The sequence below is a fragment of the Mucilaginibacter sp. PAMB04168 genome (assembly GCF_039634365.2).
Taxonomy (GTDB): Bacteria; Bacteroidota; Bacteroidia; order Sphingobacteriales; family Sphingobacteriaceae; genus Mucilaginibacter.
On the sequence record NZ_CP155079.2, the window covers coordinates 5,181,534 to 5,200,454 of the forward strand.

Annotated in this window: 20 protein-coding genes and 2 tRNA genes; 8 read left to right on the plus strand and 14 right to left on the minus strand. The window is 42.3% G+C overall.

What is annotated here, in order from left to right; genetic code table 11:
• Positions 1–70: 70 nt before the first annotated feature.
• Genes ABDD94_RS21745 through ABDD94_RS21755 form a run of 3 tightly spaced genes read right to left on the minus strand, consistent with a single transcriptional unit; the run spans position 71 to position 2,040 of the window.
• A complete protein-coding gene (locus ABDD94_RS21745) occupies positions 71–403 on the minus strand; it encodes a hypothetical protein (RefSeq protein ID WP_345953998.1) in 333 nt (110 codons plus the stop codon).
• A gap of 24 nt (positions 404–427) precedes the next feature.
• Positions 428–1,303: an RtcB family protein gene (locus tag ABDD94_RS21750; RefSeq protein WP_345953999.1), complete on the minus strand. Its 876-nt coding sequence runs from the start codon at positions 1,301–1,303 to the stop codon at positions 428–430.
• Positions 1,304–1,308: 5 nt separating this feature from the next.
• Positions 1,309–2,040, minus strand: coding sequence for a hypothetical protein (locus ABDD94_RS21755; RefSeq protein WP_345954000.1), 732 nt, complete (start codon positions 2,038–2,040; stop codon positions 1,309–1,311).
• A 491-nt stretch (positions 2,041–2,531) separates the two neighbouring features.
• Between ABDD94_RS21755 and ABDD94_RS21760 the strand changes: the two genes are divergently transcribed.
• On the plus strand, positions 2,532–3,119 hold the full coding sequence (locus tag ABDD94_RS21760) for an NUDIX domain-containing protein (protein WP_345956001.1): 588 nt from the start codon (positions 2,532–2,534) through the stop codon (positions 3,117–3,119).
• Here ABDD94_RS21760 and ABDD94_RS21765 read toward each other — a convergent pair.
• Together ABDD94_RS21765 and ABDD94_RS21770 are read right to left on the minus strand one after the other, a co-directional pair.
• A complete protein-coding gene (locus tag ABDD94_RS21765; RefSeq protein ID WP_345954001.1) occupies positions 3,116–3,670 on the minus strand; it encodes an RNA 2'-phosphotransferase in 555 nt (184 codons plus the stop codon). The genes ABDD94_RS21760 and ABDD94_RS21765 overlap by 4 nt on opposite strands.
• Before the next feature lie 12 nt (positions 3,671–3,682).
• Complete coding sequence (locus ABDD94_RS21770) at positions 3,683–4,738, minus strand: WYL domain-containing protein (RefSeq protein ID WP_345954002.1); 1,056 nt, start codon at positions 4,736–4,738, stop codon at positions 3,683–3,685.
• Positions 4,739–4,920: 182 nt separating this feature from the next.
• Here ABDD94_RS21770 and ABDD94_RS21775 point away from each other — a divergent pair, with 182 nt between their 5' ends.
• From ABDD94_RS21775 to ABDD94_RS21785, 3 genes are all read left to right on the plus strand, one after another.
• Complete coding sequence (locus ABDD94_RS21775; RefSeq protein ID WP_345954003.1) at positions 4,921–6,375, plus strand: RtcB family protein; 1,455 nt, start codon at positions 4,921–4,923, stop codon at positions 6,373–6,375.
• Positions 6,376–6,432: 57 nt separating this feature from the next.
• Positions 6,433–7,194 (plus strand): Cthe_2314 family HEPN domain-containing protein, encoded by a 762-nt coding sequence (locus ABDD94_RS21780; protein WP_345954004.1) that lies wholly within the window; start codon positions 6,433–6,435, stop codon positions 7,192–7,194.
• 119 nt (positions 7,195–7,313) lie between these two features.
• Positions 7,314–8,555, plus strand: a complete 1,242-nt coding sequence (locus tag ABDD94_RS21785; RefSeq protein ID WP_345954005.1) for an SMI1/KNR4 family protein — start codon at positions 7,314–7,316, stop codon at positions 8,553–8,555.
• A 316-nt stretch (positions 8,556–8,871) separates the two neighbouring features.
• Here ABDD94_RS21785 and ABDD94_RS21790 read toward each other — a convergent pair.
• Both ABDD94_RS21790 and ABDD94_RS21795 read right to left on the minus strand, forming a co-directional pair.
• Positions 8,872–8,945 (minus strand) — tRNA-Ile (locus ABDD94_RS21790).
• Between the two features lie 11 nt (positions 8,946–8,956).
• A tRNA-Pro gene (locus ABDD94_RS21795) sits at positions 8,957–9,030 on the minus strand.
• Between the two features lie 361 nt (positions 9,031–9,391).
• Between ABDD94_RS21795 and ABDD94_RS21800 the strand changes: the two genes are divergently transcribed.
• Positions 9,392–9,925, plus strand: a complete 534-nt coding sequence (locus tag ABDD94_RS21800; protein ID WP_345954006.1) for a hypothetical protein — start codon at positions 9,392–9,394, stop codon at positions 9,923–9,925.
• Between the two features lie 40 nt (positions 9,926–9,965).
• On the opposite strand, the gene ABDD94_RS21805 is transcribed toward ABDD94_RS21800, so the two are convergent.
• The 3 genes from ABDD94_RS21805 to ABDD94_RS21815 form a co-directional block, all read right to left on the minus strand.
• Entirely contained in the window at positions 9,966–10,241 is a 276-nt protein-coding gene (locus ABDD94_RS21805) for a hypothetical protein (RefSeq protein WP_345954007.1), read from the minus strand.
• A 66-nt stretch (positions 10,242–10,307) separates the two neighbouring features.
• Positions 10,308–10,676, minus strand: a complete 369-nt coding sequence (locus ABDD94_RS21810; protein WP_345954008.1) for a hypothetical protein — start codon at positions 10,674–10,676, stop codon at positions 10,308–10,310.
• A gap of 171 nt (positions 10,677–10,847) precedes the next feature.
• On the minus strand, positions 10,848–11,048 hold the full coding sequence (locus tag ABDD94_RS21815; RefSeq protein ID WP_345954009.1) for a hypothetical protein: 201 nt from the start codon (positions 11,046–11,048) through the stop codon (positions 10,848–10,850).
• A gap of 66 nt (positions 11,049–11,114) precedes the next feature.
• Here ABDD94_RS21815 and ABDD94_RS21820 point away from each other — a divergent pair, with 66 nt between their 5' ends.
• From ABDD94_RS21820 to ABDD94_RS21830, 3 genes are all read left to right on the plus strand, one after another.
• Complete coding sequence (locus ABDD94_RS21820) at positions 11,115–12,695, plus strand: TROVE domain-containing protein (RefSeq protein ID WP_345954010.1); 1,581 nt, start codon at positions 11,115–11,117, stop codon at positions 12,693–12,695.
• 819 nt (positions 12,696–13,514) lie between these two features.
• Positions 13,515–14,270 carry a nucleotidyltransferase domain-containing protein gene (locus tag ABDD94_RS21825; RefSeq protein ID WP_345954011.1) on the plus strand — a complete coding sequence of 252 codons (756 nt, stop codon included), beginning with the start codon at positions 13,515–13,517 and terminating at the stop codon, positions 14,268–14,270.
• A complete protein-coding gene (locus tag ABDD94_RS21830) occupies positions 14,267–15,349 on the plus strand; it encodes a nucleotidyltransferase domain-containing protein (protein WP_345954012.1) in 1,083 nt (360 codons plus the stop codon). Before ABDD94_RS21825 ends, ABDD94_RS21830 begins: the two co-directional genes overlap by 4 nt.
• A 109-nt stretch (positions 15,350–15,458) precedes the next feature.
• On the opposite strand, the gene ABDD94_RS21835 is transcribed toward ABDD94_RS21830, so the two are convergent.
• From ABDD94_RS21835 to ABDD94_RS21850, 4 genes are all read right to left on the minus strand, one after another.
• A complete protein-coding gene (locus tag ABDD94_RS21835; RefSeq protein WP_345954013.1) occupies positions 15,459–16,148 on the minus strand; it encodes a hypothetical protein in 690 nt (229 codons plus the stop codon).
• Positions 16,141–16,644 (minus strand): hypothetical protein, encoded by a 504-nt coding sequence (locus tag ABDD94_RS21840; RefSeq protein ID WP_345954014.1) that lies wholly within the window; start codon positions 16,642–16,644, stop codon positions 16,141–16,143. Before ABDD94_RS21840 ends, ABDD94_RS21835 begins: the two co-directional genes overlap by 8 nt.
• An 825-nt stretch (positions 16,645–17,469) precedes the next feature.
• A complete protein-coding gene (locus ABDD94_RS21845; protein WP_345954015.1) occupies positions 17,470–17,790 on the minus strand; it encodes a hypothetical protein in 321 nt (106 codons plus the stop codon).
• Between the two features lie 78 nt (positions 17,791–17,868).
• Positions 17,869–18,837 carry a PD-(D/E)XK nuclease family protein gene (locus ABDD94_RS21850; protein WP_345954016.1) on the minus strand — a complete coding sequence of 323 codons (969 nt, stop codon included), beginning with the start codon at positions 18,835–18,837 and terminating at the stop codon, positions 17,869–17,871.
• Positions 18,838–18,921: the final 84 nt, after the last annotated feature.

Consider the following 18,921-nt stretch of genomic DNA (forward strand, 5'->3'; position numbering starts at 1 on the left):
TTTGTTTTTTTTAGTTACAAAGAAAACAATTTAAGTATCGGTTTGTGAAGGCAGACAAGAACATGTCAAGTTAAAAAGTTAACGTAAAAGATATAGTAAAAAGAAGGCTGCCCATGGCAGCCTTCACTGGTCTAGTTCCTTGTTGGAAAACTCCCGTTAACACAATAATAAAGTTGACGGCCAGGCTTAGCGTATGCAAATCCACCTTAGCGCTCGCACCAATAGCCTGGAACATGACAGAAGAGGCATTGACAGATAAGTCAACATCAGACACTTGTAACGCATTCGGTTTAAGAGTGCCGCTGCTGGTTGACGCATAAGGGGTGTTTCCGCCCGCTGGTGACAAAAAGGCTTCATTTGAATTAGCCTGTGAACTTGGACCAAGAGCGCTATTAACGACCATTGTTCATGAAGGTCTCCGGCTATGTTATAAACGCCGGCACCGGTAATTTGGTGGGTATGTGGTGGTAGATTGGCAGGTGTTCATGGCTATCTGCGTATAGTGTTTGGCAATGGCCGAACCTAAACCCCTACTGCCCGAGTGGGTGAGCAAAGCAGTATACTTTTTGGCAGGCAAGCCCAAAGTATTATCAGGCAATAATTCTATCTCACCAAACTCGACAAAGTGGTTACCGTTGCCCGAGGTACCTAACTGCCTGGCGGCTTTGCCACGGAGCGGCTTCAGAAACGGTATTTGGTTAAATACCGGGCTATCCAGCACCTCATGTTCCTGCCTGACTTCCAAGCCACCCTCCATACCGAAGTGCGTATGATTTTTAAGCGCCTGCTTAATTTGATATTCGTGCCGATTGAGGAAGCCATCACTCTCGTCAATGATAGTCAGTGCCATGCGGCAGCCAATATCCATGCCTACTGCATAAGGAATAACTGCATGATGGGTAGCCAACACACCGCCAATGGGTAAGCCAAAACCCATATGTGCATCGGGCATTAAGGCCCCTTGTACACTTACGGGCAGCAGGTTTGCCAGTTCCATTTGCTGTTTAGCAGATGACTCAATGCCTTTCCCGCCGTAAGTTTTGCAATAAACCGGCTCGTCCCGCAATTCGTAAGCGCTGAACGCTGGTACTTCCATTTTGCCGATAACCTTCTCGGCTATCTTAGCGGTTAACTCATTATCTAAAAACGCTTCGGGATTGTCTTTGATCTGCACCAGCAAATCCAGCAATTGCTCTTTGCTGTGGTGCTTGAAATTTTTGGCGGCTATGCTGATAACCAAGCTTCGCAACTGGTCATTGTGGTAGCCTATTTTACTTAAATCTTTTGTTTTTAAATTGCCCATGTGGGTTATGTTCTTGTGTCCAGGTAAGCCGCTGTTTGGCTGTACCTGGGCAAATTTTTTAATGTGTTAATGTATTTGAGGCGCTCGTTAAACTCGTCCTTCCAGCGGTAGCGTTTCCCGCTCGTAAGTCGGTGCATACGCGGATCATAATTATGCGCCCGTACATAGTTGTTCAGTTTGGACAGTTCACTTTCCAGTTCTGTATCCACCATTTTACGATGCGTGATGATATGCGGTGCTACCTTGAGGACAAAGCGCCAGGGCTCCGTAATCACATACTTGATTTCCAAACGCCGGGTTCTGATATGAAAAGACTCGGTACGGGTAAAGCATGCTTTTTCCTCTTCGGTCAACGCAAGCTTTGAGCTGTTCCAGTCATATTCGTCAAGCTCCCGAAGGTTTTGTTTTTTAACCACGTAGCCATACTTGCCTTTGCGGCGTTTCTTTCTTTTGAAAAAACGGTCATGATGATACTCAAACGTGTTTACCTTTTCGAGCAGCGCTTCATAAAAATCAGCTTTAGGGCCTTTCCTAATGTCATCGCGCAATACAAAAAAGCGCTTCCAGCCGCGCTGGTAGGGCGCGTCTAAAGGTACCCAGGGTAAAGTCCTGCGCTTTTCCCAAAGCGCTTCTTGCCGTTTATGAATTTGTATGAGCCGCTTATCCAGATCTGTTTTAACAAGCCTCTTTTTACGGCGCACCGATTTAATACGGCACGCCAGTTCAGGTGTGTCCATTGGACTTCCATTTAATTTCCTTGAAATGTTATTGACTTTCCGTTCGTCCTAACGTGAGGATATACCCTTGCTAAAGGCGCTCAAAAAAGACCCAATAAATTAATTCGGCAAGCAAAAAAGCAGCATAGGATTGCCAGGGCAACCTAATATCATAAAATATAAGTGCAGTGTTTGCCTACCTAATGGGCAATGAGCGAAAGGGGCGATATGTAGCGTTGCTCTAGCATGATTCCTTAATATTTAAGTGGTTAATAGATCAGGAATTGAGCGCAAAGATATAATTTAAATTGTTTTCCTATAGAATCCATGTTAACGCTTTATCTTGGCTGCTTTGGGTAAGATCCATAACTTTGAAAAATGGCAGCCATGCAAAACATTAAAGTAGCCGTTGATGCAGTAGTATTTGGGTATAATTCTAAAGTAGGGTTGTCCGTGCTTTTGATCAAGCGCAAGATTGAACCTTTTTTAACACCTGGGCGCTGCCGGGTGGACTGGTAGGCGATAAGGAATCACTAGAAGAGGCTGTACAGCGTGAATTGAAAGAAGAAACCGGCATCAATATCAACTACCTGGAGCAGCTTTACAGCTTTGGGCAGCCGGGAAGAGACCCGCGTAACCGCGTAGTATCCATTACTTATTACGGCCTGGTAAAGCCTGATGCGTTTGAGTTGCAAGCCAGCACCGATGCCGGCCGTGCTAAGTGGGTAGAATCATTGGCGAATGACTTAGGCGTAAATGCTGCTTTTATTTTAAAACGCCGCCTGAAAGGCGACCATACCGAAGTAAGCGCCATCAATGCCGATGTAGCCGGTAAAACGGTTATAATTTACGATGATATGATCCGCTCGGGCGGCAGCATCATTAACGCGGCTAAAACGTATAAAGATGCTGGCGCTGCTGCTATATTTGTAATTACCACCCACGGGCTGTTTATAAACGATGGGGTTAATAAACTCAAAAGCTGCGGCCTGATCGAAAAGCTGATTTGCACCGACTCGCATGTAAACACCCAAGGGTTAGCTAATGACGACTTTGTGGAAGTAAAAAGCGTGGCGCAATTAATTTGTGAGGTCATTTAGAGCTTCTCCAACTGCAGAAACTCCGGCGGCACATTATCAGTTAACCAAACACCATTGGCCGACAAATAAAATACAAATCCTTTTTGCTGCATCTGATCAGCCAGTACCTTCAGCACCACAGGCTTTCCATGCCTGCTGCCCACTTTAACAGCGGTTTCAGGATCAGCACTTAAATGTACATGCTGTCTACTACGTTTTTGAAGACCTAAATGCAGAATGGAATCTACCGACTGAGCACCTGTTCCGTGATAGAGAACAGCTGGGGGCACATGCGGCTCGTAGCCTAGCTCCACTTCAACCGAATGCCCTTGGCTAGCTCTTATCTTTTGCTTGTCGTCACTAAAAGCAAAACGCTTTTTGCTGTTGGTTTCTACCACATGGTTCAGCATCTCCATGGTAATTAGCTTACCATGCACATTAGCTTTTTTTAACAGCTCATCAACGCTTACCCAACCCTGCAAATCAAGCTCCATGCCTATTAGCTCGGGTTGATGCCGTAGCACCAAACTGAGGAATTTGCTGATGCTGGTGATTTCTTTTTCGCTAATCATTTTTAATAAAATTTAAACTTCATTTGCCTTTTCTTCCGGCCCTTCATCACGTTGCTCCTGTTTATATCCTTCCAATGCTTTCCAAAATTGTTCCTTGATTTGTTTAACCAGTATTCGCGGACCCAACACCCGCATCTTAGAGCCAAAGCCCAACAATTCGCGCTCCAGTTCAAAATTGAGAATGACACGTATACTGAATATTTTGCCTGTTTCATCCTCGCTCAGCAGCTTTTGGGTGTGGTGCAGGGGTTTGGTTATGATATAGGGCGCATTATCTTTATCTATCCAAAACACCACCTCACAATCGCGTTGGTTGGGGCTTTTGGTTACGCCTATTACATCGTTATAGTAAGTGGTTAAATCTAACTGTATGTTTTCGCGGTAATCATCGGCATGTTCTTCAACGGTTTGTATGCGGTCTAAAGCCAAGGTAAGCAAAGGCGCGTGCCGCTGATGCGATTGCCCCAGCACAAACCAGCGGTTGCGGTATTCTTTCAACAAATATCCGCTAAAACAAAACGTATTGGGCTCGCGGGCTTTAAAAGATTGGTAAGTAACACAAAGCGTCCGTTTAGCAACAATGGCTTTTCTGATCACTTCTATCCATTCCAGGCCTTTCAGGTTATCGTTCTTCTCAAAATCAATAACCGGAGCACTGTGCGTTTTCTGGGTGTAGATCTTGTCTTCCAGCTTGCTCACCATTTCGTTAACATCCGCAAAATGACCAAAACCTTTAAACTGTTTCAGCAGGCCCGATACTTCGCTTAGCACCTGCATGTCTTGCTGGTTCAGCGGACTATTAGCAATACTGTAATTCTTATCACTATAGGTATAATACTTTTTATCAACCACCACTATGGGCGCTTCGTAACCAAGTTTGTTGCTACGCATCATTTCCATATCGGCCTGCACGGTGCGGCGGCTTACGCCGGTATCAATGCCCTGGTATTCATAAATGGCATCACTGCAAGCCTCAATTAAATCATCCAGCGTCCACTTTCTTTTTCGGTTTTGCAGGCATTGGTCAATGGTGCGGTAGCGGATGAGAGCGTTACGGTTAACAGGCATCGGTTTGAAAATATTTTGATGAATTTATAAATTATTTTTTACTGCGCAAATACGCTGCGCACTTGCTGCTTCTCTTTGTAGTGCCCCAAGGCTGAACGCGTTTACGAACGCCCCTCTCTCCATTTGGGGAGAGGGTTTTAGGCCGGAAGGTTTAAATTATAAATTCTTTTATTGCTATAGCTATGGAAAAGGAAAAAATAGGCAACAACGAATTAAAAGCATTAGGCATTAACGATGTGGAAATACTGGTGAACTTTAGCCGGGTAGCTAATGGTTTGTTAAAGCACAACGTAATGGCCAAACCCGAAATACTGGCCAATTTAGAAGCCTTGATTGATGACCCTATGCCTTACGCCCTGAAGAAAGGAGGTAAATTTAAAAACCTGGCAGAAGACGTGATTGCCCTGCGTAAAGAAGGCAAATTTGTAAAACAACAACGCAGCAACTTTAAGCTGAAAGAGGAGATAGCCGATTTCCCGGTGTGGGGAATGGAAAATATTGAAGTGGGTGCACTATCACAAATGCGTACCGCCGTACAATTACCTATTGCGGTTGCCGGCGCTTTAATGCCCGATGCGCACCAAGGCTACGGCTTGCCTATTGGCGGCGTTTTAGCTACCACGGCCAATACCATTATCCCTTTTGCGGTGGGTGTGGATATTGCCTGCCGTATGTGCCTGAGCATTTTTGATTTGCCTGCAGAGTATATTGACACCGAAACCTACAAACTAAAAAGCATACTGGTGGATAACACCTACTTTGGTATCGGCTGTACTACCCAATCGTACTTTGACAGTTCGTTGTTTGACAGCAAAACCTGGAACGAAACCAAGGTGATCCGCTCGTTGAAAGATAAAGCCTATGCCCAATTGGGTACCAGCGGAACCGGCAACCACTTTGTGGAATGGGGTGAGCTGACTATTGCCGACGGTGCCTTGGCCGACATACCGGCCGGTAAATACCTGGCTTTGCTTTCGCATTCCGGATCGCGTGGGTTTGGCGGTAGCGTGGCCGACCATTACAGCAAAATAGCCATGACCAAAACCAAGCTCCCTTCGGAAGCCAAGCATTTGGCCTGGTTAGATTTGGATAAGGACGAGGGACAAGAGTACTGGATTGCCATGAACTTGGCCGGCGAATATGCCAGCGCCAACCACCACGAAATTCATAACAAAATTGCGCGTGCCCTAGGTGTTAAACCCCTTACCATGATAGAGAACCACCACAACTTTGCCTGGAAAGAGCAACTGGCCGATGGTACCGAGGTAATGGTACACCGTAAAGGTGCCACCCCGGCGGGCGAAGGTGTGTTAGGCATTATTCCCGGTAGCATGAGTACGCCCGGTTTTGTGGTACGCGGTAAAGGAAACGTAGAAAGCATTAACTCGGCCAGCCACGGTGCAGGCCGAGCCATGAGCCGTAGCGCTGCCTTTAAAACACTGGACAGAGCTTTGATTGCTGCTAATTTGGTTGATAAACGTATAACCTTAATGGGTAGTGATATGGACGAAGCGCCTATGGCTTATAAAGACATTCATACCGTTATGGCAGCACAAAATGATTTGGTGGATGTGTTGGCTAAGTTTGAACCGAGGATTGTAAGGATGGCTGATGCGAGGGAGAAGCCGGAGGATTAAGGGATAACTATTATAATAACCCCAATTAAATTAGTAGTAAAAAATACAAGGAATAGCATGGTAAATCAATTTTCTCAAAATATAGCATTACTAGCTGTAGACGTTCTGAAATTGGATGAAATCAAAAAGCCAAGCTTAGGATTTAATCCATCACGATCACTTTACCCGCATGAAGAATATATTCAACGTTCCCTTCTTGCCATAGGTGAAGTTGACGGCTTGGTAAGACAACTTAACTATTCGGCGATACTTTTAGCCAACTTCAGAAACACCCCTACAATGAAGAGAAATAAGATATCAAGATATGAATATATGATATATCATATTGAGGGTTATTTACTTCGAGTGACTGGAGTTCTTGACCGCTTACTTAAATTGGTGAATACAATTCTCGACCTTAAACTAAATGATAATGCATGTATAGCCTCGATGATGATACATAGCAGAAAGGGAGTTAAAGGGTTACATAATGATCGAATTGAGACAATGGTACCTGGATTAACGAATGCTCTATTAGAAATCTCGAGGTATATAGAAAAATTTCGCGAAGACAGAAATATGATAGCCCATAAGGGGAAAATTCATTATCAAGACTTAAGAGAAATCGAGATGTTTCATATAGTTCTACAAAATGACCCTGAAGAAGAAATTAAGAAGTTTGAATGGTATATCAAAATTTTAACGGACAAAAAGGTTGTAGAGTACAAGAAAGATTTTCAAAATTGTACTGAAACGATTGAAAGTTTGTTGTTACCAATCTATACGTTATTAGAGGTTTTTTTTAATAATTATCAAAAATCCTTACGAACGACTATTTAATTTCATAACATTTTACCACTTTATTTTTCTCCTATCAATTATGCACCTTTGTAGCCACAAACGTCCCGCTTGAGGCCTAATCTATATTTAAAAAGGTAGAATAAAATTTATCTTGCCTCATGTCTATTCAAGAAGCCATAAATCAATTGCAAGCTTACCAAGGGCCAGACAAGCTCACACTACACTCGGGCGCGGGGGAAAATTTGTTTATGGCTGTTGAAATCGCTTATGGCGTCACCTTGCCCGATGATTTTAAAGCACTCTATCGCTTTAGTGACGGCTTTGAAATGGATGAGGACATTTTTAACATGATACCCCTTGCCGAGATCAGTAGCAATAGAGAAGGCGATAAGGATAGTCCTTTTTATATTGCCGAATACATGATTTACAGCGATATGTGGCGGTTGGAAATAACCCCTGATAATCACAACGATTATAAAATAATGGTTGAGTTTAACGGCAACCAACTTGTGCTTACTAATTCGCTGGCCGACTTTATCGATCGCGTGTTGAAAGGTGGTGTTTTTGACGCTGGTGGACTTTATGAATGGCAAGTTGAAATTGAGGCATTGCCTATTTATTCAACCAAGCTTAAAACGGCGGAGCCATTGCTAACCGTATTTTATTATGGCCTGCGGTATAATTTAATACCCACAAAAGAAGTTATTACCTGGGCAGACTACATAGTAATGCACGAAGATGAACCGGCGCCTCTTTTTATCGACTTGTCTCTTGCCCATGATAAAAAAGGCCTGTTAAATATTCTTTACCCTGTTACCGTACCCGAGAATCAGGTTATAACAAGAGCTATTTTAGGCCTATTATATCATCGCCTGTTGGTAGGTGCTATCACACTTAATGATGCTGTTGTGGTAATGGGAAAACACAATTTATCTAGCCCGCTCACAAAAACAGAAATACATCACTTATACTACCTTACTGATGATGATTGGATGGAAGAGTCCCAGAATGACGATACCGAACTGCGCGATAAGGTTTTGACATTTCTTGCCAATTATAAAGAGTTCGAGATTTCTAATTATAAAAACTGGAATGGCTTCAATTACCGCATTGAATACCAGTTTCATAAAGAGGAAAAAAGCTCAATTACGCCGATTCTAAAAGAACACCCAGGTAAAAGCTATTTCAATACCGATTTGCTTCCCAATGCAATAATTTATTCTCTGGCATTGGTCTCATTTATTGTATTGATAACAACCTATCCGTTGGTAAAAAACGGAATACCACTTAGTAGTCACAGGTCTGATTTATTTATAATATCGAGAAATTTTTTTACGACTTTTGTCTACTGCTTCCTATTGAAAGGTGGTTTGTGGCTGATAAAAAGGTGGCGGCCATAATACTGTAACCCCGTTGCCCGAATCTCTTTACAGACCAATATGTCTGTAGATCTTTATCTGATTCAACTTAAATACAGAAATATCTTTAATCCGCACACTTTCCCCTACCCGCTTAAAGCAGCAATTCTACAACACTCATTCTTCAAATTATCAAGCTTTCCTACATGGATTCGAACCACGATCTTCTGAACCAAAATCAGACGTGCTACCGTTGCACCATAGGAAATTATAAGTGGCCGGTACAGTACCCGAACCCGCGACCATTGCCCTTAAAAGGGAAGCACCCATTACCAACTAAGGCAACCAACCACCATTGTAGAACGTATAGGACTTGAACCTATAACCCACACCGTATAAGGGTGTTGCTCTCACCAATTGAGCTAACGTTCCGTTTAAACATGTAGGGTAACCCGGACTCGAACCGGGAACCTCCTGCTCCCAAAGCAGGTAATCTAACCCATTGATATACTACCCTAAAAAATCGCTATAAAACAAAAAATCCCCTTAGAAGCTGATCTAAGAGGATTGTGGATTTTGTTATATTTTACTCAATACATACCCATTCACCTCCGATAGATCGGTTGCGGCAATTGTATTTGTATTGATTGTGTTTTCATGCTGCAATTATACACTTTATTTTTAATATCAAGAATTTTCTTTAAAAAATAATATTCGTATCTATTGATATTGGAATATCTACGAACCAACTTTACTTAATATGGTTTGAACGGTAACTTAATGGCCAGTCAGCAAACAGGCTTACTGCATTGATAGCTTATAGTTAGTTTCAACAATTAAAAATTTATAAATTAGCCGTAGAAACTCTATTCTTTATCATGAAAAAAGTAATTTATATAATTGTAGCCATTGTTATAACTGGCAGCACGGTTTGGTTAGCTAACTATTTATTTGCTGGTCGCCCTGTTCAGAAAAAACTGCAAGCCGATCCACGCAATGAAGGCATTGAGCTCAGTGCGCATTACAGGTATTTTATTTTACCCAACACCTTAGTTATAAATTTAACGGATACAAAAGGCGATCATACTCAACTTGATGTGTTTCGTACGGTGTTACAGGCCAGCCAAGCCCTCAAAGGCAAAACTTTTACTGAAGTGGTTTTTGCATTTAAAAACGCCAGCAAATTCAAAATTAGCGGCACCTATTTCAAAGAGTTAGGCGAAACCTATGATTTAGAAAACCCGCTGTACACCGTAAGAAGTTTTCCTGAACATGTCTTCAACATGGACGGCAGCAGCCCTTATGCAAAAGCTGATGGTGGTGTTTTCGCGGCATTTGCTGAAGACATGGATCAATTTAAAGATTTTTCCAGGAAGTGGTACGGTAACGACTTGAATGAGGAAGCCGAATAAAGATTACATCTCTCGCCCGATTTGTTCGTCTTCTTTAGTTTTACCTGCCTGATAGGAAACCGACGATCCTAGGCTCTTTAATTTCTATAGCAAACCCTTCTATATGTAGCTGGTCGTCGGTATATTTAACGTGCAGGGTGGTTTCATCCACCTTAAAGTTCTGCGGCTTTAGTTTCTCGTTAATACGGTCAATTACGGCGCGGGTTTCAAAACTTTTGGTTACGCGCAGGTTGTTGTCTATCATTCCCAAGGTAACGCCTTCTACTTTGTATGAAAATCCAAGTAAGTTTTTCTCGCTCAGATTGCTCTTAGTCAATGTGGCGGTAAGGTGCTTATTATTTGGACACTTCTGCTTTAGGCGCTCAGCTCATTGTCAGTGTTGTCACTGGCGATAATTAATTTTAATGCCAATCATTCCTGCAAAATCTGCATTGCCATGCTTCCGGTGTTCGTGCGAGTTTATTACAAACGGGGCATAAATTAAAATACACTTGATCCGAGTTATCGTTAAAATTCGTTTGGCACAATCCATGATAAATTGAATGTATCCTTTATTGAGGTAATTCAATATTAAAGCAACATCGCTGAGCCAGCCCGTTTTCAAATACATTTGCGTTAGCCGTACGTCTTTAGAATCATCAAATTTTAAGGTAGATCGATGATACCTTAAAGCCTTTTGCTCTTGCTGGGTGAGTAGGTTACTGTAGTAACTAATGATATAATCGGCTTGTTCAATTGTAATTCCGTTCATTTTTAGTTTCCTTATACTAAATTCATAACCATAACAATCCAATCAAAGCCATTACGACCGCACAGTATCTAAGCTCTATCTACATAAAAGTATTTTGTCGTTTTATTCTTGATAAGGAGATAACCTATTGAACAATATCTCCCTCATAACCTTTGATACGTTTATTGTCTATCATAAACAATAAATACCTGAAAGCAAAAGGGTGACTGCGCCGTTGTATTTGTCATTAACTGATAATGCATCCGTAATTACAAATAGCACAAAGCCAATTATTAAAGGCATAGCTATTAACCATCCTCCTTTCCTATATGCTGAATAAAGTGTACAAGCATCGTTAAATATAGCTTGAATAATTTTTTCAAAAATTTCCACCTGCGCAAATACACTGCGCAGTGCCTCTATTTCTTTGTATCAACAATAAGAAAAAGGAGGTTCACAATGAAATTTAACCTGTTAAGCAAATTCAAAAACCAGACCGTTAACCACTCGGGTGCCAAAGCGTTTACGCTTTCGCCCGAAATGGAACTGTACACCGCTGTGGTTACCTGGAGCTTAAACGATTCCTTTTACGAAAAAGACGAGGCACGTTTAGCACGCCTGCGCAAATTAATAGGCGAATGCGACCCGGTGTTTGTGGGTAAGCTGGCTGTATACGCCCGCACTAAAATGCACATGCGCTCGGTACCGCTGGTGCTGGTTACCGAACTGGCCAAGCTGCACTCGGGCGATAATTTGGTTGCCCGGGTTACCGATGGCGTAATTAACCGTGCCGACGAAATTACTGAGCTGCTAGCCTGCTACGAACTACTGAACGAGCGTACCGGTACTAAAAAGCTGAATCGCCTGAGCAAGCAATTACAAAAAGGTTTAAGTACGGCGTTCAACCGTTTCGACGAATACCAGTTTGGTAAGTACAATCGCGATGGCGCTATCAAACTGCGCGACGCGTTGTTTTTGGTTCACCCCAAGGCAAAAGACGAATTGCAACAGTTACTGTTCAACAAAATAGCAGGCAACACCCTGCAAACGCCTTACACCTGGGAAACGGAGCTATCGGCATTAGGTCAGCTCAATTTTGACAGCGATGAGGCCAAAGCCGAAGCCTTTCGCGCTAAGTGGGAAGAGTTGATAGACAGTGGTAAGCTGGGCTACATGGCCCTGCTGCGTAACCTGCGTAACATACAGGAAGCCGGTGTAAGCTACGCGCACTTCCAGAAAGCATGCGCCCGTTTAGTTAATGCTGATGAGGTGACTAAGGCCAAACAGTTTCCGTTCCGTTACCTGGCGGCTTACCGTGAGCTGATCGCTACAGAAACTATGTTGCCGGTTAAAGGTCTTACTAAAAAGCTAAGCGCAATGCTATTAGGCAACAAGGGCTACACCGGAGAACTGCTGGACGCTTTGGAAAAAGCCGTACAGGCCAGTGCCGCCAATATTAAAGGTTTCGATCATGAAACCCGTGTACTGTTAGCCTGCGACGTTTCCGGATCGATGCAAACACCAGTATCAGCTAAATCTAAGATACTGTTGTACGATGTGGGCTTAATGCTGGCTATGCTGTTGCAAAGCCGTTGTAAAAACGTAGAGGTGGGTATGTTTGGCGATAGCTGGAAAACCATTATGGTACCGCGTAACAATATATTGGGTAACGTACAGGAGTTTTATCGCCGCGAGGGCGAGGTGGGTTACAGCACCAATGGCTACTTGGTTATCAAGGATATATTACAACGCAAGGTACAGATGGACAAGGTGTTTCTATTCACTGATGCCCAGTTATGGAATAGTTCATCAACTACAGGCGATCACATACATCCTTTATGGTTGCGCTACAAGGCTGAGGTATCGCCAAACGCGAAACTCTATCTGTTCGACTTGAAAGGTTACGGACAGGCGCCATTGCAAATACTACGCAACGATGTTTACCTGGTAGCCGGCTGGAGCGATAAAGTTTTTGAAGTGTTAGCTGCTTTAGAAAACGGAGGCTCGGCATTAGATGCGATCAATAACATAGAACTATAAACCAAGTATGGGGAAGCTAACGCCCCATACTTGTAAAAGAAATTAGAATATAAGGATGCCGTAGAAACGGGTTACTTCGCCACCATTTCAGGGGCTGGTCAGTATAGCGTAAACTAAACTGTGGGTTCGAGTCCCAAGGCATGCCCCGGTCCCGCGTTCGCCTGTTGCTCCTTATTACAAAAAAGGTGTCGTAAATAAGTGTTACTTCGCATTTAACGTCCAGGTCGCCGGTTCAAATCCGGCCATTGGTTTAGGCCAGTGTAGCTCAGTTTGGTTAGAGCAGGAACACCGCAAGGTGTATTTCACTTATTGCCTGTTACCCTTTTAAAGATATTAAAAATATTAAGGTGCCGTAAATATGCGCTACTTCGTGTCGCCGGTTCAATCCCGGCCTGTGGGTAAATCCTGCAGTAGCTCAGTTGGTAGAGCAGTGCAAGCGCATATTGACCATCGCCCTTAAGAAATAAAGAAGATGCCGTAAACCAGCGTTACTTCGCCTGTCACGCCAAATAAAGCGCTGGTTGGTTTTGCTCTTCTTTTTAAAACTTAAAAGGTGCCGTAAACTGGTGATACTTCGGTATGACGTTTCCTTCCTGGAAAAGGTGCAGATTCAAATTCTGCCTGCAAGCAATTGCAGTAGTCTAACAATAAAAATCCTCACCTGTTGCTTTTTGCCCTTTTTATAAACATAATGAAAGATGTCGTAGGCGGGTGATACTTCGCTGGTGAAACCGCGCAGGCGGTAGGGTTCGACTCCCATAAGGCACTTGCCGATTGTTGCTCTTTCATTTATATTTTGTAACCTTATATCATAAAATCATGAACGAGACCATCCTTAAAAAACTGCTTGAACTAGAGCAGACTGAAAACATAAAAATACTGTACGCCTGCGAGTCAGGCAGCCGGGCCTGGGGTTTTGCCTCGCCCGATAGCGATTTCGATGTGCGCTTCATATATGCCAGGCCGGTTAATGAATACTTAGGCATAACAGAATTACCAGATAACGTTGGGCTACCCGTTAACGAGGTGTTGGACATAGGCGGCTGGGATATCAAAAAAGCTTTAAAGCTATTCCTGAAATCAAACAGCACATTGTACGAATGGCTGCAATCACCAATTGTATATCAGGGAGATTCTGCTTTTGCTGATGATCTGCGTAAGCTGATGCCGGAGTACTTTTCGTTACGCTCCGGCGCTAACCATTATTTATCAATGGCGCACAATACGCTTCGCGATGATTTGCAAACCGAAGAGGTGAAGCTCAAGCGCTATTTTTATGCATTACGCCCGGCATTGGCTTGCTTGTGGATAGTTGAGAAACAGTCGGTACCACCCATGGAATTTGAGCATTTAAGGGTTATGATAACGGATAATGATGTTCAAAACGCAATAGACGAACTGCTTGAAAGGAAGAAAATTGCCGTAGAAAAAGGAATGATCGCACCTGTTCCATTACTTAATCGATGGCTAAGTGATACACTTGACTCGTGTAAAGAGCACATACCTGCGCTGCCATCAGAAAAAAAGTACCCGGACGAATTGAATACTATCTTTAGAAAATATATCCGGCCATGACCTATGATCAGCTAAAGCAGCAAAAAGAGTTAATCCTATTAGATTGTATAAGCGGCAGCACCGCTTATAACTTGAATATTGCCGGCTCGGATGTGGACAAGAAAGGGATCTTCATCATGCGGCAAGAACAGTTATATGGATTTGAGCGACAAGATCAGATTGCTAATGCAACCAACGATGAGGTTTACTTTGAGATCGGCCGCTTTCTGGAACTGCTGATTAAGAACAATCCTAACATCCTTGAACTGCTGAGTATGCCTCAAGAACATGTCCTATTTCGTCATCCGTTAATTGACCTGATCAAACCTGAAGATTTCCTGTCTAAACTCTGCCTGGATACTTTTGCCGGTTATGCACAAACGCAGATCAAAAAGGCACGAGGGCTAAATAAGAAAATCAATAAGCCATTAGATTCCGAACGTAAATCGGTATTGGATTTCTGCTTTGTAGTGTATAGAAACGGCAGTGTGCCGCTCAAAGAATGGCTTAATGAAATGGGCTATTCGCAGCAAGAATGCGGTTTGACTGACCTGCCACACTTTCGTGACGTGTACCTGCTCTATCACAAGTCGCAGTTAACTAATGGTAACTGGTTTCGGGGTATCGTATCCGGAGCTGATGCCGATAATGTGCAATTAAGTCCGGTTGATAAGGGGTTGGAACCTTTGGCTGTAATGAATTTTAATAAAGACGGCTATTCGGTTTATTGCAAAGAATACCACGAGTATAAGCAGTGGGAAGAAAAGCGCAATCAGCTTCGTTACCAGAGCACTCTTTCGCATGGTAAAAGTTATGATGCCAAGAATATGATGCACACCTTCAGGCTATTAAGTATGGCTGAAGAGATTGCGGTTTATCACCAGGTAAGAGTACATCGGGACGATCGCGAATTTTTGCTCAAAATCCGGAATGGTGATTTTGAGTTTGATACTTTGATGCAAATGGTTGAAGAAAAGATGCAACATATTAAACTGTTATATCTGCAATCATCCCTGCCTGCTCTGCCAATACCGAATATTGCAGAAGACATCTTAGTGGAAATAAGACAGACATTTTATCAAGGTAGCTTGAAAAATTAGGGCATAAAGCTCCATGACGCCCGACATACCTTGTCTCTCATTAATAATCATCTGAGTTCGTATGGCAACAGTTAAGACTTAATCGTAACTGCTGCCATCGTAGCAAACCTTAAATTATATCAAAAGCAGTTTGCAAGCGTATGCGGATATAATCAGCGTTTACTCCGCCATATCCACCGGATAAATGAGCGTACAACCCTTCTTCGAAATCATCCTGATCAATCAAATCGACAAATTCATTTCTCAAATAGCTGATAACATGTTCAGGGGATACCTGTATTTGCTCTTCAAAGTCGTCCGCATTTTCAAAGACGTAGACCAGATCTTCGAAATCCTTGCTGGTGCGATAATCCTTTTTACCGCGCCCTTTAAATGCTTCCCACTTTGAAGCAACGAAATAGGGCAGTGAAAAAATCCGCACAGTAGTTTGTTCATCTAAAACATAGCGAACAGCGCTTTCAAATCCTTCCGCATACCAACGGTTACTAAAACCAATAATTGACGGATCTGTCGGCATGATGTCCACGATAACCCCTTGTATGGTATACCGGCAGATGACACCAGATACTATATCATTACTGAATCCTAATTTTCTCAGCCGCTCATCAAGTGCTGCATACCCTTTGTAAGATGCCAGTTCCACCACAATGTCTACATCGTCTGTCGGCCTGATTTCGGTGGCCAAATCGGGGCTTGTCGCATACAAAGAAACTGTAGCCCCTCCTACAAATACGTAGTCCTGTTCAAGTCCCTTAAGTGCCTGATGGACTGCTTTGATTCTGACTAAATTCTCATGCATATTCCAGTCTAAAAAGCTGTCTCAATAATTCCAGGGCTTTTTCACATTCCCTTACCTTTCCAAGCCGAACGCTATCTAATAAGGCCAGCATAGTATATAGTTTTTCGTCATTCAGGACCGCTTTGGTCTGATTAGGGTATAAGGGACTGACCGACTGCCCTCTGACCTTTCCGTTTGGAGATGCCCACACATAATTCTCTTCCGATAAAAAATGTTCTTTCAGTACAGGTGCACTATGTGCAGTTGGAATGCCACGTACTATGGCCCCTGGTTCCACAGGGAAAACGAAAGCCAATCCATTCTCTATAAAGCGCATTAATGCGCTTTTGAACACTTTCTTTTTGTCAGGACTGATCAGGCGGGCGATCATTGAACGGTTCAAAGATTCACTAATCTCAGATGAACTGATAAACAAGCTTTCAGCCAAGTCTTTATTGAGCCACCTATCACCTATTGAGATGATCTTTAACAATACAACGATGTCGTGAGGTCTCATTCCATTGTGAGCTTTCATAAACAAATGTAACCATTAATTCGCAAATCGCAAATCGAGGATTCACGATTATTTAGTAATTAATAGCCTGATTTACAACAACAAAGATGTTTATCAAGATAACTTCAATTCCTTTGATTAGCGAATTCGACACAAGCGATACCAATTACTACCTCAAAATTAGTGAAATGCAATAGGTAACCGAGCATGTCATTTTTCTTGGTATGAAACGGGCGCTTATGGCATAAAAAAAGCGCCTAAATCATTGATTTAAGCGCTTTAGATAGGTTTTGTCACCTTTTTGGCGGAATGGACGGGACTCGAACCATGCCGTTATTTTAAGCCTTATCAATGATATTTGTTCCTAAATGCTAAATAGGTAACCGAATAGGTAACCGAACATTTTAGTTTACTTTGATTGAGTTTGAAAGAACTGATATAAAGTTATATAAAAGACATCATTTTTGCAAAATCAAATAACAAAGTATGTAGCCTACGAAGTTCAACTATTTATTATTATCATGATTTACTGTTCCTAATATACTTTTTCTCGTCGGCTGTCGACTTAGAAAGATTATATGTATATCACTACTTTGTGAGATTGGTTAGGCGAATGACCTAGGGAAGCTTATTATTATCACCCTTTGCATTACTTGCTTCTTATTATATAGGAACAATTATTAAGTGCAATAATTTAAATAATTAAAGATCTTGAGATATAGTATTTAATAAGTTGTCTGCTTACGGCTCTATGCATTTATAACACAAATTTTTGATGTTGACTAATTAATCGGCTTTTACAATCATTAATTCGGAAATTACGAACCTCTATTTATGGACAGCAAAATTTGTAAAATAGTCGCTGAAGTGAATGAGTAACATTTCGGTAAAGCGACCGACATAATATTTTTTGGCAGCCGCATCTTCATTCTGTTCTTTCCATTTTACTGCAACAATTTCTAATTTATCATCATAAACGTCAAAGCTTAATAGCGCACGATCTGCCCATTGACCTGTATGTGTCAAATAATCAATTTTATTTGTGCCTGTTCGGATTTGCCAAGTCGGTAATTCCCCATCACCGACAGCTCTAATAATGTCGTCTCTAAGATCGGAGCCTTCGCTAGTGCGGATAATAATTTTAGGCATGTTTTGTTTGCAATTTAACCAAAGCTAATTAATTTTAAACAGACTACAAATCCATTAAACAGCTGCACAAAGTACCTTTCAAAGCAAGTTCCAAACGAGTTCAGGATGCTCATCGCTAAATCGCTTGACTGCAGCGAAAGATGCAGCAAACCATGCCTCAATCTGTTCTTCCATTAGCTCTGCACTCACAAAATCTGAAAGCGGCTTATAAATGCCTAACCAATTTTTCCCATTGTTAGCGAACTCGGTACTCCTAAGCGCCTGCTGAAACAGCTTGAGGCTGGAATTTTTGTCGTTTACCCAGATCCAAACTTTCAGTTGCACTGTTTCATCAAAGTCGAATCCAACACCCAGTTCTGCATAGCCTTCTCCAAAGATGCTATCTGCATGGAAAACAAAACGCGAGTTATTAGTCAATTGATGGAGGTTGTTAGAATCCTTGATCTTAGCTAACGGAAAAAATTGGTGAAACAAGGGCCGCAGTTTAGCCAGATATCGGTCCATTTTCTTAGCAACTGTGGGCAAGCCTTGTAAGGTCATTAAGTCCGTTATTGTAAAATTCATTTCATCACTCATATCATGTTTTTTTAAGAACCCTAAGTAATCACGGATCAGATCTGAATCTGTCTGATGCGATACCAAAAATCGGTATACATCCGCCCAGCGGAATTGCTGAAAGCTATGCGCTGTAGCCGATTTGAGATCGTAATATTTAGTGCAATAGCGTAAATAAGTGTTCAGGTCAGCATCTGCTTCAGCCAGGTGGCTCAAAACCCTCGAATAACGCTCCAGTTGAACGTACCCTTCACGTGACTCTACCTTGTGTTCTACAAAGCAGATCAAGCCTTGACCTCTAACGACTAGGTCTACCCGGCAATCCGGAAATTTATCATCTAACAAATCATAGCACTCTTGTGTGCTGAAGGTAAACCCGTTGCCGGGAATCTTAAGAACAGTATTTACAAAAGCATCACCGAGCGCAATATCAGCAGATAAAATACCTGCCAGGATCTCCGTCGTGAAATCTTCCAATGGGGTACGAATCATATTCGTACGATACAGACGAAGTAATCGAGAAAATATATTCACTTTGATGCTTATTATAAATCAGTAACGCTGCTATGTTTTACA

Coding starts and splice junctions, on each gene's coding strand:
- ABDD94_RS21745 (WP_345953998.1), bottom strand. CDS start 403: ATGGTCGTTAATAGCGCTCTTGGTCCAAGTTCACAGGCTAATTCAAAT.
- ABDD94_RS21750 (WP_345953999.1), bottom strand. CDS start 1,303: ATGGGCAATTTAAAAACAAAAGATTTAAGTAAAATAGGCTACCACAAT.
- ABDD94_RS21755 (WP_345954000.1), bottom strand. CDS start 2,040: ATGGACACACCTGAACTGGCGTGCCGTATTAAATCGGTGCGCCGTAAA.
- ABDD94_RS21765 (WP_345954001.1), bottom strand. CDS start 3,670: ATGATTAGCGAAAAAGAAATCACCAGCATCAGCAAATTCCTCAGTTTG.
- ABDD94_RS21770 (WP_345954002.1), bottom strand. CDS start 4,738: ATGCCTGTTAACCGTAACGCTCTCATCCGCTACCGCACCATTGACCAA.
- ABDD94_RS21775 (WP_345954003.1), top strand. CDS start 4,921: ATGGAAAAGGAAAAAATAGGCAACAACGAATTAAAAGCATTAGGCATT.
- ABDD94_RS21780 (WP_345954004.1), top strand. CDS start 6,433: ATGGTAAATCAATTTTCTCAAAATATAGCATTACTAGCTGTAGACGTT.
- ABDD94_RS21785 (WP_345954005.1), top strand. CDS start 7,314: ATGTCTATTCAAGAAGCCATAAATCAATTGCAAGCTTACCAAGGGCCA.
- ABDD94_RS21800 (WP_345954006.1), top strand. CDS start 9,392: ATGAAAAAAGTAATTTATATAATTGTAGCCATTGTTATAACTGGCAGC.
- ABDD94_RS21810 (WP_345954008.1), bottom strand. CDS start 10,676: ATGAACGGAATTACAATTGAACAAGCCGATTATATCATTAGTTACTAC.
- ABDD94_RS21820 (WP_345954010.1), top strand. CDS start 11,115: ATGAAATTTAACCTGTTAAGCAAATTCAAAAACCAGACCGTTAACCAC.
- ABDD94_RS21825 (WP_345954011.1), top strand. CDS start 13,515: ATGAACGAGACCATCCTTAAAAAACTGCTTGAACTAGAGCAGACTGAA.
- ABDD94_RS21830 (WP_345954012.1), top strand. CDS start 14,267: ATGACCTATGATCAGCTAAAGCAGCAAAAAGAGTTAATCCTATTAGAT.
- ABDD94_RS21835 (WP_345954013.1), bottom strand. CDS start 16,148: ATGCATGAGAATTTAGTCAGAATCAAAGCAGTCCATCAGGCACTTAAG.
- ABDD94_RS21840 (WP_345954014.1), bottom strand. CDS start 16,644: ATGAGACCTCACGACATCGTTGTATTGTTAAAGATCATCTCAATAGGT.
- ABDD94_RS21845 (WP_345954015.1), bottom strand. CDS start 17,790: ATGCCTAAAATTATTATCCGCACTAGCGAAGGCTCCGATCTTAGAGAC.
- ABDD94_RS21850 (WP_345954016.1), bottom strand. CDS start 18,837: ATGATTCGTACCCCATTGGAAGATTTCACGACGGAGATCCTGGCAGGT.